General features: G+C 36.9%; 11 protein-coding genes. 6 read left to right on the top strand and 5 right to left on the bottom strand.

Going from position 1 to position 13,455, the window contains the following annotated elements; all coding sequences use genetic code 11:
- The first annotated feature begins 43 nt into the window (after positions 1-43).
- Positions 44-370 (top strand): iron-sulfur cluster assembly accessory protein, encoded by a 327-nt coding sequence (locus tag BWI92_RS01495; RefSeq protein WP_095160352.1) that lies wholly within the window; start codon positions 44-46, stop codon positions 368-370.
- A gap of 473 nt (positions 371-843) precedes the next feature.
- Here BWI92_RS01495 and BWI92_RS01490 read toward each other — a convergent pair whose 3' ends face one another.
- From BWI92_RS01490 to BWI92_RS01470, 5 genes are all read right to left on the bottom strand, one after another.
- Entirely contained in the window at positions 844-1,137 is a 294-nt protein-coding gene (locus tag BWI92_RS01490; protein WP_095160351.1) for a hypothetical protein, read from the bottom strand.
- A gap of 277 nt (positions 1,138-1,414) precedes the next feature.
- Positions 1,415-4,246 carry an alpha-amylase family glycosyl hydrolase gene (locus BWI92_RS01485; RefSeq protein ID WP_095160350.1) on the bottom strand — a complete coding sequence of 944 codons (2,832 nt, stop codon included), beginning with the start codon at positions 4,244-4,246 and terminating at the stop codon, positions 1,415-1,417.
- 264 nt (positions 4,247-4,510) lie between these two features.
- Positions 4,511-5,959, bottom strand: a complete 1,449-nt coding sequence (locus BWI92_RS01480; RefSeq protein WP_095160349.1) for a TlpA disulfide reductase family protein — start codon at positions 5,957-5,959, stop codon at positions 4,511-4,513.
- A gap of 545 nt (positions 5,960-6,504) precedes the next feature.
- The gene (gene rlmF, locus BWI92_RS01475; RefSeq protein ID WP_095160348.1) at positions 6,505-7,437 is read right to left on the bottom strand and encodes a 23S rRNA (adenine(1618)-N(6))-methyltransferase RlmF; all 933 of its coding nucleotides are present in this window, start codon (positions 7,435-7,437) and stop codon (positions 6,505-6,507) included.
- Positions 7,438-7,534: 97 nt separating this feature from the next.
- Positions 7,535-8,113 carry a Maf family nucleotide pyrophosphatase gene (locus BWI92_RS01470; RefSeq protein ID WP_095160347.1) on the bottom strand — a complete coding sequence of 193 codons (579 nt, stop codon included), beginning with the start codon at positions 8,111-8,113 and terminating at the stop codon, positions 7,535-7,537.
- Positions 8,114-8,199: 86 nt separating this feature from the next.
- On the opposite strand from BWI92_RS01470, the gene BWI92_RS01465 reads away from it, so the two are divergent.
- The 5 genes from BWI92_RS01465 (at position 8,200) to BWI92_RS01445 (ending at position 13,300) form a co-directional block, all read left to right on the top strand.
- Positions 8,200-10,095 (top strand): hypothetical protein, encoded by a 1,896-nt coding sequence (locus BWI92_RS01465; RefSeq protein ID WP_095160346.1) that lies wholly within the window; start codon positions 8,200-8,202, stop codon positions 10,093-10,095.
- Between the two features lie 212 nt (positions 10,096-10,307).
- Positions 10,308-10,796 carry a MarR family winged helix-turn-helix transcriptional regulator gene (locus tag BWI92_RS01460; protein WP_176464331.1) on the top strand — a complete coding sequence of 163 codons (489 nt, stop codon included), beginning with the start codon at positions 10,308-10,310 and terminating at the stop codon, positions 10,794-10,796.
- A gap of 194 nt (positions 10,797-10,990) precedes the next feature.
- On the top strand, positions 10,991-11,449 hold the full coding sequence (locus tag BWI92_RS01455) for a MarR family winged helix-turn-helix transcriptional regulator (RefSeq protein ID WP_095160344.1): 459 nt from the start codon (positions 10,991-10,993) through the stop codon (positions 11,447-11,449).
- A 66-nt stretch (positions 11,450-11,515) separates the two neighbouring features.
- Positions 11,516-12,112 carry a YceI family protein gene (locus BWI92_RS01450; RefSeq protein WP_095160343.1) on the top strand — a complete coding sequence of 199 codons (597 nt, stop codon included), beginning with the start codon at positions 11,516-11,518 and terminating at the stop codon, positions 12,110-12,112.
- A 300-nt stretch (positions 12,113-12,412) separates the two neighbouring features.
- Positions 12,413-13,300, top strand: a complete 888-nt coding sequence (locus BWI92_RS01445; protein WP_229242205.1) for an SDR family oxidoreductase — start codon at positions 12,413-12,415, stop codon at positions 13,298-13,300.
- Positions 13,301-13,455 lie beyond the last annotated feature (155 nt).

Genomic DNA, 13,455 nt, shown 5'->3' with positions numbered 1-13,455 from the left:
AAAAGTCATAACAACTTGTTTTTCCTAAAATAGATATAGCATCATGGTAACAGTAACAGATATAGCAGCAGAAAAAATCAAAGAATTACGTGATAAAGAAGGTTTAAGCAACAACTACAATGTACGCGTGGCCGTACAAGGGGGTGGTTGCTCAGGCTTGATGTACGACCTAGACTTTGCTTCTGAACCACAGGCCAATGATATGGTATTTGAGGATAAAGGAGTAAAAATCATGATTGACAAAAAATCAATTCTTTATCTTGCTGGCACAGAATTAGATTTTTCTGACGGTTTGAATGGCAAAGGTTTTCAGTTCAAAAACCCTAACGCAACTCGTACTTGTGGTTGCGGTGAAAGTTTTGCAGTATAATATTTAGTGAATTGTGATTGAGCGAATGAGTGATTATTTTTAGTATAATCTTCATTTGTAGAACACAACACTTTGCATCTAAAGCTGATTTTAGCATCAAAAAGGGTCGAAAATTTATTTTTCGACCCTTTTTTGATGAAGCTATTTCAGCTCTTTCGTAAGGGGTGAATAAATTCACCCGCTAAGTGGAATAGTCAGTCTAGAACTAAATCTTGGTTAAACTTTCATCCTATTCTCTCTGATTACGGTACAAAATTGTAGTTCATAGTTCAAGACTTAGTCTTGGACTTACTTTTTTAACAGTTTTAAACTGTTTTCATAAAATTCAGTGAACTACCTCAAAAACTTGAAGGTCACTTACTCATATTGTCAAGTAATCGGCTATTCTCTGTCACAACAAACACGATGTTCTTGAGAGTATCTATCTGCCTATATCTTTTAGTTCTTCGTTTTTCAGGACAAATGCCACTAAACTAGGGCATCGAAAATCCGACAAAAAATCCTATGATGCTCAACGCAGGTAAAGTAAATACCCACTTGGCTGCTGAATAATGACCATGTTTAAATAACCACCAAGCCGCTATAATTGAAATTAAAGCTAGAATTGGAAAAGCCACAATTGAGAAAAAAGTCACCCAGCGCCCCTTCGTTGCGCCAGCATCAAACAAAAAAGGGCTCATCATAATCGGGAAAAATGACCCTACAATCAATATTCCATAAAGAATACTGAGAATCCAAAGAATGGTTTTAGTGGTATCTGCATTCATGATTTCATAGTTTAGTTAAGATGAATAGGAACAAATACAGGAAACCTATTTTTAGACACAAAACCTTACTTGTTTTTCGGATATCGGATGTTGGATTTCGGAGGTATAACGTACATTTTAAAATCCAAGTTAGGGCTGTACTAAGAATTTCATTTTACTCAAAAGTATTCTTATCATTATCCTGTAGCGGTAACCGCAAGGGTTGCCGCTACAGCAATTTTTATCAACACAAAATAGACCCTTAGGTACATTCCGAAATCAAAAATCCGCAATCGAACTATTGTTTAATCATTTTTAGCACCTGATTGCGTTGTGCATCTTGGATATGAATCAAATACAAGCCTTCTTTTAGATCAGCGATGGATATATCCGTATTGGTATCCTCTATTTTTCCTTGTTTTACCATTTTTCCGTAAAAATCGTACATTTCGTAATGCGTATCTCCTTTTCTGAAAGTTGGAACCGACAAGCGTACCATGTTTGTAGCTGGATTTGGGAATAATTTTACAGCCATAGCCTCCTCTTCGATTCCTGTAATAACTAAAGAAGAAGGTACTTTCCAAGGAACAATATCGGCTTCAGGTTTTGGGAATGGTTTTGTTGAAAAGATATGAAATTCTCCAGGCTCTAGGAACAAAGGCAAATCCAAATCTCCCACATCGATGCTACTCCCCGTAAAATAGTCATACCATTTACCTGTAGATGGGAATAGACGAGTCATACCTTTTGCCTGAATATCAAAATTACCCACTACCAAAACTGTATTATCGCTTGAACGAAGCGTTACTTTTTTCTGCATACCTGTCAAGTCAATACTAAAATCTGTTGTTTTAAATATCGCTTGAGATGTTTTCAATTGTACCATAGCAGCATAGGCTTTGTATAATTTCAAGCGACGGGCATCGGTTAAATACTCCCATTTTAGAGGTTTTTGTCCTGTACGACCGTTAAAATCAATATTTACATCGTATCCTAACTCACCAAATTGCCAAATCATTTTTGGACCTGGAACCGCCATGAATACCGCCACATTTGCTTTTTCACGTTCTAGGGCTGTCGCTAAATCTCTAGTTGAGTAAGAGTTAGCCGTTTTTCCATTCTGTACGGCATCATAAATCAAACGCTCTTCGTCATGGCTTTCCATGTAACTTACCACGCCCGGAGTAGTCATACCTCTCGACTGATAAGAGAGTCTTGTTAAATCAACCGACTCGCCTTTCATCATACCTCTAAAATCATAGTTATGATTTCCCCAAACCATCATTCCCATATTGGTGAAGGTTCTTTCTTCTAAATCCTCAGAAAAAAGCTCTAAAATCACGAAAGCAGAGGCGTCTACTTTACGAATATTATCATAATATCCCTTCCAAATATCTACTCTGGATTGATCATAAAGTCTAAATTGTGCATCGTTGGAGGTCTGCTTTTGGGTAAAACCCTTCGCCAAATCAAATCTAAAACCATCAATTTTATACTCCTGCAACCAAAAAGCATTCGCACGATTCACGTATGCTTTAGTAGCCACACTTTCATGATTAAAGTCAAAAAATACGCCAAATGGATGTCTATCGGTTTGGTTAAACATCGGAGAATCTGCCGAAGGTTTTGAACCATCCCAATACATTTTCACATAAGGAAACTCATAATCTGCTTGATTGAAAACCATATCCATGAGTACCGCAATACCCAATTCATGGCATTTGTCAATGAAGCGCTTCAAATCATCTTTTGTTCCATACGCCTTATCTGGTGCAAAATAGAAAATTGGATTATATCCCCATGAATCATTTCCTGTAAATTCCTGTACAGGCATTAACTCAATGGCATTTACACCAAGTTTTTTGAGATATGATAATGTATCTATAACTGCTTGATAGTTTTTGTTAGCTACAAAATCTCTTACATGTAATTCATACACGACTAAATCTTCTTTAGCGGGACGTTTGAAAGTAGTATTTTTCCAAGCATAAGCCGTTTGTCCTGTTTGAAACACCGAAGCAATGGTTTTTACTGTCGATGGTAAAGTTTTCAAATTAGGATAGGTCGTCGACGGGATATATTGGTCGTTGTTAGGGTCTAGAATTTTTTCAGCGTAAGGGTCTGCCACAGCCAAAGTGCCATTGATCAAATACTGAAAAGCATATTCTTTCCCTTTTTCGATACCATCCAACTGTATCCAATAGCGTTCGGCAGAGGTATTTCTTTTCAACAAATAGTTATTATTGGTTTCCCAACTATTAAAATCTCCTATCACATGAACGAAGTCTTTATTGGGTGCATATAGCACTAAACCAACGCTTGTTTCAGACAAATAGTTGATGCCATCTTTCCATCCCGCAGGAACTTCGGCGGTGGTAATTTGAGGTGGCACCAACACTGCCAATTGTGCGGTTGCAGTACCTAATTTTGCTTTTGCCTGAACTTTCATCGTAATAGTGGAAGATTTATCATTGATTAATTTAGCCAACGAATTATAAGGTATTGTGGTTGCAAAGGTATCGGTACTATCGGTCGAAAAATTAAGAATTGTATTCGTAATTAAGGTCGACCCAACACTGATTTCAGCAGAATAAAGGGCTTTTGCAGAAGATTTCAAACTAATAGCTAAATCTTGTCCTGACTTTAAAACTACCGAACTCTCGGTAGGTGACAAAAATGCGAGGCTAAAAGCGGCATCATACATCGTCACAAAAAAGTCTTCGGTTTGAGCTGTTCCGTTGCCGTTTTTCAACAAAACACCTAATCGCTTGATAGACTTGCTCGTAGGTACATTATAAAATGTTCGAGGGGTTATTTTGATACTCCAAACATCATTGCCTAATGAGGTCATTTTTCCGTTGGTAAACGGTTCGGCAAAGTTACTCTGCCCCGTCGGAACGTACTCAAAGGCATTGCCTGTGGCAGTAGTCCCAGCTCCAGACCAAAGATATACATCGGAGGTTTTTCCTAACAATCCTTTCGTACGAGAATCTTTGGATTGTTTTAGGTCAAAAATAAGGGTTACTTCTTTATCGCCTGTCGGCAGAAGAGGGTCAGTTGTTACAGCCTGACCAATAATAGGATAGCAACTCACCCAAATCAGGGCGAGCAGAAGAGATAATTTTTTCATAAAATGTTTATAAACTTGGTTAATGGAAGTACGAAGATAGAGGCTTTCTTAGTTAAGTACAATAAAATACAAAGCAAAGACAGATTTTCCGTACTAACTCAAGTCTAAGACTTGGGTTAGCTATTTCTCAAGTTTAAACTTGACTATTCAAAAACATAATATTTCGAAATTCTGCTGTTGATATGAAGTCTGAAAACTATATAAAAAAACTGGTTCAAGTCAAAGACTTGAACCAGTTAGGACTATGAACTTGAAAGAGTAAAACTACAATCTTACGCTTTCAATCATATAAGAAATTTCTTCTACAGCTGCTTCGTCCGAACCTTCAAAACCAATCAATTTGTAACGGATGTTTCCTTTTCCATCAATGATAAATTTCGTTGGAATACCTACGATACCAAACTTGTCCACCACCTTGGTATTTTTATCGTCAAGCAATACTGAGAATGTATATTTATTATCCGTAATAAATGCTTGAACTGCTTTTTTAGGCTCAGGAATACGTTCCCAAGTATCTATAAACAAAAAGCGCACGTTTGGATCAGATTTGTACTTGTCTAAAGCTTTTTGCATCGCAGGAAATGACTTTTTGCATGGTCCACACCAAGTAGCCCAGAAATCCAAAATAACCACTTTGCCTTTTAGCTCAGCTAATGACACCTTATTTCCATCCAAATCAACCAATGAAAAGGCTGGAGCTGGTTGAGAAATCAATTCTTTTGCCAATTTTGCTTGAATACTTTTTTTCATGTCGGTATGCAATGAACTCAAGTATTTTTCAAAACCATCACTTTTTCCATTGGTCTGAATATAAGCCTCCTTTATCGCCACAGCCACCTCATTGCTACCTTTACCTGTCTTCACGAGTTCAGCCAACATAGGTAATGCTTCTTTACCTTTGCCTGTTCCCGTCAAAATAAGAGCATAAATCTCGTTGGTTTGGTTTACCTTATTTCCTTCAAGATTGCTACGAAGTTCGTTGATGTATTTCAGTGCTTCATCATACTTTTTGATTTTATAAAGTAGACCTGCATAGTTTTGCAAGTAGTAATAGTAGTCATTTTTAGCATTAGGATTTGGATTGTTTTCCAAAGAAGCCTTAGCGTTCTGTAATCCTTCAAAAGCTAGTTTTTCAGCAGTTACGAAATCGCCTTTTTGCAAAAACATTTGCGAATTAGAAGTCTGAGCAACCCCTCTATAGGATTGTGTTTTTATTTTGGACAACCACAACGCATTATTTACGGCATCGCCTGCTTTGGCATAGGTAGAGGCTATCTCAGAACGTGCATAGTCGTAAACAATATCCGCTTTTTCGGCAGGTTCAGGAAACTTTTTAAGGAATGTTTTATAAGCTTCCAATTTAGCTTTTACTTCTTGTGGCGCCTGAATAACCAAGTTGTATGCCGCGTTTAACGCTGCTTTTCCAGTTGGGAATTTCTGAACAGCCAATTTGTTAATGGAATCAGCTAGAGAACTTTGTTTGATAGAATACGCCACACGAATGGCAAAGGTAAAATCTTTTTCTTCGGAAGATTTTAGTAAACGAGCAATTTCCGTATCTACTTTCTTGAGCTCAATGGCATCGCCAGTATCAGCAATTTTTCGGTAAACTTTGAGGAGACTATCTTCTTTTGAAAGAGGCTTTTGCGTCTGAGCCAAGCCCACAAGGGAGATACTAAGCAAAAAGCTTAGTGCAAATAGTTTTTTGAACATAATAAATGAAATAAGTTTGAGATAAAGAAAAATGGAACTCGTAAAGATAAGGAGATTTTCTCCTCTATATGTGAAGTACACGAAGTATTGATTCACACCTAGTCCTAAAATTCTTTTTTTGAAGATCAGATATTTAGGTTTAGTAAAGGTTTCTCGAATGTATCGAGTGAGTGATTAGGTAAGAAATTATTTTCCATCAGTTGAGACGCAATGATTGCATCTAAAGCCAAGTAAAATCTAGTATGGTAATATCAAAAAAGCGGTCGAACCATATGTTTTCGAYTTCGACCGCTTTTTTGATAAAAATTTGGAGAATAATCATTACCCCAATATTCGAGATGACTTTTCTTTGATGATTACTCAATAAACTTCTATGGTTTGGGCAAATTAAAATTTAAGTTTTGTGTTTTAGGCAACAGGCATAAGGCAAAGAGTGTTAAAATGTTTTTTTATAACCACAGCCATGCTTTTTTACAAGGCCCACCGCCGAAAGCTGATACCTGAAAGCCTAATCTTAAATTTTATTTTACCCACTAACTCATTACTCATTTATTCCCAAATCTAGCTTTTGCCCAAGTTTTTCTTTCTTCTTCTGAAAAATATGTCCAAACCAAAATACGGCTTATTTTCTGACCATGTGACATTTCGATAATGTGATAATTGGTAACATCTGTTTTGTCGAGGGCTTTGTACAAACTTTTTAGATTATCTTTTTTCGAAACTAAAGAAGAAAACCAAAGACAGTTTTTTGCAAAAACTTTACTTTCTTGAATCATTTGCCAAATAAACTTTAGTTCACCACCATCACACCAAAGCTCACGACTTTGTCCACCAAAATTGAGTGAAGCATTTTGCACTTTTTTACCCGTAAGATTCTGTTGTTTACGAATAGAACTCGCAGAAGCCTCTTCAGCAGAGGCATGAAAAGGAGGATTACAAATCACCAAATCGAATAATTCTTGCATACGAATAATACCTTCCAGAATCTGATCGGGGCGATTTTGTAAACGAACATCCACGTTATTTTTGAGATTCTGATTAGTAATAACAATATTTTGAGCCGACTTCATGGCTGTTTTATCGACCTCCGAACCAACAAAACGCCATCCGTACTCAGCATGGCCAATGATAGGATAAACGCAATTAGCTCCTACCCCAACATCAAGAATTTTGATATCCTTACCCATAGGAATTTGACCATTGTTGGCTTCAGCTAATAAATCGGCGGTGTAATGCAAATAGTCTGCACGGCCTGGAATAGGCGGACAAAGATAATGTAAGGGAATATCCCAATAATCAATTTTGTAAAAAGCTTTCAAAATGGCTTTATTCAACAACTTTACCGCAGCAGGATTGGCAAAGTCGATGGTTTGACTCCCATATTGATTGATAAATACAAAAGGTTTTAACTCTGGTGACACCTTCATAAGTGCCTCCATATCATATCTTTCTTGATGTTTATTTCTTGAATGAAGCATGTGTTGTATTTGGTAATTTAATGGCTGAGTGAGTGGTAAATGGCTGAATGATGAATGGTGAATTATATGGCCTTTTCACTCATTACAATTCCTTAAATCACAACTCACAAAATTTCTTGAGGGCATCGTACACGATATGCACAGGTAAACCCATAACAGTAAAATAAGAACCTTCGATGCGAGGAATACCGACCATGCCTACAAAATCTTGTACACCATAGCTTCCAGCCTTGTCGAAAGGTTTGCAATTTTCAATATAATAATCAATTTCAGCGTCCGTTAATTCTCTGAAAAATACCTCTGTCGTGTCGCTGTAACTTTCGATTGAATCTTTTGTCATTACACATACACCTGTAATTACTTGGTGTTTGCGTCCCGAAAGCTTTTGTAACATCCACTTAGCCTCGGCTTTGTCTTGTGGTTTATTCAAAATCAAACCATCGACTACCACAATTGTGTCGGCAGTTAATATAATTTGGTTGTCGATTTCTTGCTGAAATGCCAAAGCTTTCTTTTTTGCCAAAAATACAGGAACTTCAGGCGCAGGCATCGTATCAGGGAAATCCTCATCTGTTGGTTTTACCTTGACACTAAATTCAAAGCCCGCATCTTTAAGCAATTGTTGTCGACGTGGCGAATTTGACGCTAAAACAAGTGGATAATTTAATGTTAGCATTCTGAGAGTTTTCGTATTTTTGTTTAGATATGATATGCAAATTTCTACAAAATAAGCCAATTATACCCACAAAACCTTGTAGGAACATGAGCCTGAGTGAAATTGTCGCACTGGTTTCAATGACCTTTTGGCTATTATTTGCGCCAATATCTGCTCAGGCCCAACAAAAAGATTCTATTCAAGCCTTCATTCCTGAAGATTATCAGGTAAAAAAGAACAAAGAGGATAGTCTACTTTATTCTAATTTGAAAAAAAGATTTTCAAAAAATCGCGTGCTCAACGAAATTTATCATGCGCTCTTCAAGGATGTATACAATCAAAACTCAGCAGGTCAGGAGGTTGTAAAAATTGAGGAAAATCCTTTTCAAGAGTTTGAGGGCAGAGTTGTTCGTAAAATTTATGTCAAAACTCTTCGAGTATTTGGCGAAAGTGTCAATGATACCGCTCGCAAAGCGCAAGGATTTGAAAAGTTTTTTAGCGCACTACACACCAATACTAGAGAAAGTATTATCCGAAAATCCTTCCTATTATTTCATACTGGCGATATCATCGATGCCGACCGACTTCGTGACAACGAGCGTGTAATGCGTAACAGTACCATATTACACGATGCTCGGATTTTGGTAATACCCGATGAGCAATATCCCAACTTGGTCGACTTGTTGGTAATCACACAAGATATTTGGTCATTGATTCCTGATGTCAATTTTGGAGGTTTTGACCGTTATGATTTGAGTATCAATCAAGTAAACTTTCGAGGACTGGGACATTCGTGGCGAAATACTTTTTATATCAACCAAAAAGAATCACCCAAACTCGAATATGCCACCACCTATACCATTCCATATATTGGTCGTTCCTTTATTACAGGACAATTGGATTTGTCTTTTCGCAGACAAACCAATCGCTATGCCTTGCGTTTTTTCAGACCATTTCTAACGCCTGAAATGAAAATGGCAGGAGGTTTTGAAATGAGTCATGACCGAGATTTGCGAGTTACCACGAGAGGATATGATGCTCGAACACTCATGCAAAATGACACCTTACCTTTGTATTTCCCAACGGTAAAGAATTATGTAGATTTTTGGTTAGCTCGTTCTTACAAACTCCCTTTTTTAAGTCCAGAAAATCAAGCTCGTACCCGCTTTATTGTTGGACTAAGATTTACCAGTATCAATTACACCCAACGTCCCATTGTCACAGCAGATACCAACCAGCTTTTTCGCAACCAAGAACAATATTTAGTCGGCATTGGCTTTTCGAATAGACGCTACAAACGGGATTTTTTAATTTATGGTTTCGGGATAACAGAAGACGTACCCTATGGGTATTTAGCGACATTTGTGGCAGGAAAAGAATATTCGGATGCCTTTGGTAATCGCTTTTATTCGGGGATCAAACTGGCAAGAGGACAATATCTCAATAATTCTGGCTATCTATATGCCTTACTCAATGCGGGTGCTTATACCAATGGCACGGCAGGAGTAAGTATCGAATCTAATTATTTTTCAAGATTATATACACTTCCAAAAGCCAAATTACGCCATTTTATCAATCTCAAATATGCGTTTGGTGTGCAGCGCTACACAGGAGAATATCTCAATATCAATGGTGAAAATGGAATTTTGGGCATCAACAGCGATCAACTTTGGGGTAATAAAAAACTTGCTCTGGGTTATCAAGCGGTTTGGTTCTCAAAGGTCAATTTTGTGGGATTTCGCTTAGCGCCATTTTTTCAATTAGATATGGCTTTTGTTACCCCTAGAAATCAATTTTTATTTACCAAATATCCCTACACTGGGATAGGTTTGGGAATAAGACTGCGAAACGAGAACCTAACGTTCAATACTTTTCAACTCAAATTTACCTATTTCCCCAACTTGCCTAACATAGGAGTACTCAATGCTTCTTTTAGTGATACATACAATTATCGCCTCAAAGACTTTGATATTTCGGCACCAGAAATCGTGCCCTTCCGATAATTGAGTATATTTGCAATCAATTAACCACCTCCTTTGAATACTTCTCTTAACTTGATGTAAAGCTCTGGCTTCTTGCAGAAAGATTACCATTTATAATTGTACAAAAATCCACGTTAATGGACATTTTCGGAAGAGTATTCGCTACTCTTGTTAATACTTTGCATCATTATAATCTTCTCAAAGCTAGGTCCGTACACATTAAATTTAAAATTATGTCTATTGAAAAAGATATTAAGCAAAAATCTTTTGCAAATCCTTACCAAAAACTAACCGTAAACATGATGTTTACCAATAACTGGTTAGTGTCGGAATTTAGTCAAATTATAAAACCCTATTCGCTGAGCGAACAACAATATAGCGTTCTAAAAATTTTACAGCTCTCTTATCCTACCCCACTCTGTATCAATACGATTATCGAAAATATGAGAGACCAAATGTCTAATGTTTCGAGATTGGTAGATAAACTTGAGCAGAAAGGTTTTGTCGAAAGAAGAAAATCGCCTACTGACAAACGGGTTGTAGAAGTACTTATTACAGAAGAAGGCTTGGACGTAACCAATGAACTCAATGATCTAATTGAGGTTTGGGAATCACAAAGCATTCAAATGAGTCAAACAGAACTTGAACAATTGGAAACCCTACTTCAAAAACTCCAAGAAGATGCTTCATTGGCAACTAAAAGGTATGTGAGTGGCGAATGAAACTGAGTTACCTTGAATGATTTGGTGCCATTTTTAGGAAAATCTATCACGAAAACCTCTATATTTTATTTAATCAGAAAAAAATACACAAATTAACTTATTGATTTTCAGACTACTAATTAACATTAACAAAAAATTAACATTTTAATGTATTGACATCAAATGTTTTTACATTAAATTTGCACTATCAAATTATGAGTATCGAACAAGACATACAGCAAAAAGCATTCAAATCACCTTATACCAAGGCCGTTGTGAATATTATGTATACCAACAACTGGCTTTGTTCATTACAAAGTGATTTATTGAAACGTTACGATGTAACGTTGCAGCAATATAATGTTTTGAGAATTCTGAGAGGACAGCATCCAAATCCTATTACGGTATGTGGTATCATTGAGCGTATGCTCGATAAAATGTCAAATGCCTCAAGATTAGTTGATAAGCTTATTCTGAAAGATTTAGTAATCCGTAAAGAGTGTCCACATGACCGTCGTCAGGTAGATGTTATCATCACAGACAAAGGTTTGGACTTGTTAGCAGAATTAGACAATCAACAATCTGAATGGGAAGCAGCACTTCATAAGCTAACGCCAGAAGAAGCGCTTACATTAAGTCATCTTTTAGACAAACTCAGAGGCTCAGCTGAATAATCGGTATTTTCTGAATTGTATTAAACTCCTTATTATTAATATTCACTAAAATTATTTTTCAATCAAATGAAAGCAATTAAATTCATCGCAAGTTTATTTGTATCTGCAACGGTATTGAGTACAGCTATCGCTGGTAACGCTCCTAAAAAAGCTGCTGAAGGTTTGGCAGTAGATACTAAAGGTTCTAAAATCCACTGGTTGGCTAAAAAAGTAACTGGTCAGCACGAAGGATTTATCAGCATCAGCAACGGATCTCTTTCTGTAGCTAAAGGTAAAGTAACTGGTGGTACTTTCACAATCGATATGAAATCTATCGTTTGTACTGATATCACTGACGCTGGTTACAATCAAAAATTCATCAGCCACATCACTACAGGTGATTTCTTCGAAGTAGAAAAATTCCCAACTGCTACTTTCAAAATCACTAAAGTTGCTGGTTCAAACATCACTGGTGATTTGACTTTGCACGGTATCACAAAATCTATCACTTTCCCTGCTACAATTACTTCTGCTGCTGGTAAAGTAACTGCAACTGCTAAAATCCCAGTTGACCGTACAGACTTCAACATCAAATATGGTTCTAAGAAATTCTTCGAATCTATCGGTGACAAAGCTATCGACGATGTATTCAACTTGGACGTAACTTTGGTAGCTGGTAAATAATCCACCCAAAGCTCTCCGAATTCTATATAAAAAAGCCCTACAAATGATTGTAGGGCTTTTTTTGTGGTTTTTATTCTTTCTTAATTATTATATTATTCGTTTCTTCTTTGATTCTTTTAACTTTTTCAAAAATTCCTAATTAGTATGCTTGCATAATAATTTTATTTATCCCAAATTGCTTTATAATAGAATTTTACTTTCAAAAAATATAGTAAAATAAAGTCAAGAAGGAGACATAAAATATAGCATAAGGTATTTTAATCACCTGTTTTGCTTTTAAATCTTTAAACTAAAATAGCTATGTTTAACCAACCAATGCTAAGAGACGGAGCCTTACAAGGTAAGACCATTGTAGTGACAGGAGGAGGTACTGGACTAGGAAAATCTATGTCGAAATACTTTCTAGAATTAGGAGCAAATGTAGTTATTGCCTCCCGCAAACTCCCTGTATTGGAAGCCACAGCCAAAGAATTAGAAGAACTTACGGGTGGCAAAATCCTTCCAGTTGCTTGTGATGCGCGTAACTACGACGAGGTAGAAAATGTACTCAAAACAGCAATTGAGCACTTTGGTAGTGTGGAAGGCTTGGTCAATAATGCCGCAGGAAATTTTATTAGTCCAACCGAACGACTTACGCACAAAGCCTTTGATGTGGTAGTAGACATTGTGTTGAAGGGCACTTATAACTTTAGCTTGGCATTTGGTAAATATTGGATAGAAAACAACATTAAAGGAACTGTCATGAGTATTGTGACAACTTATTCTTGGACTGGTTCTGGTTATGTTGTTCCATCAGCGACAGCCAAAGCAGGTGTGTTAGCATTGACACGTTCCTTGGCGGTTGAATGGGGCTACAAATATGGTATCCGATTCAATGCCATCGCTCCAGGTCCGTTTCCAACAGAGGGGGCATGGGAAAGACTATTTCCTGCCGAAGCTATGGGACATGACCTTGCTAAAAAGTTTGACCCAGCAAGCCGTATTCCTCTCAAACGAGTGGGCGATCATCAAGAATTAGCTAATTTGGCGGCATTTCTGATGTCTGATTTCTCGTCATATATCAATGGCGAAGTTATTACGATTGATGGAGGTGAGTGGCTGATGGGCGCAGGTGAATTTTCGGCCTTGAACGAAGTACCAGACGAAAAATGGGATATGATTGCTCGTGCTGTGAGAGGCAAAAAATAAGATTAAAGTAAAAAGAATTATGAGTTAGGACTTTCTAACTATTGCGGATTTGGGATTTCTGATTGCGGAAAAATAGAAGCACATACTTCCAAAATCAGAAATCCCAAATAAATAGTTTTTCTAATCCTTTGTACACTACAAATTCATTACTCAAA

Origin of the sequence: Flectobacillus sp. BAB-3569, from assembly GCF_002270355.1 — a bacterium.
GTDB lineage: Bacteria > Bacteroidota > Bacteroidia > Cytophagales > Spirosomataceae > Flectobacillus > Flectobacillus roseus.
This window is presented reverse-complemented; position numbering and strand designations above follow the sequence as displayed.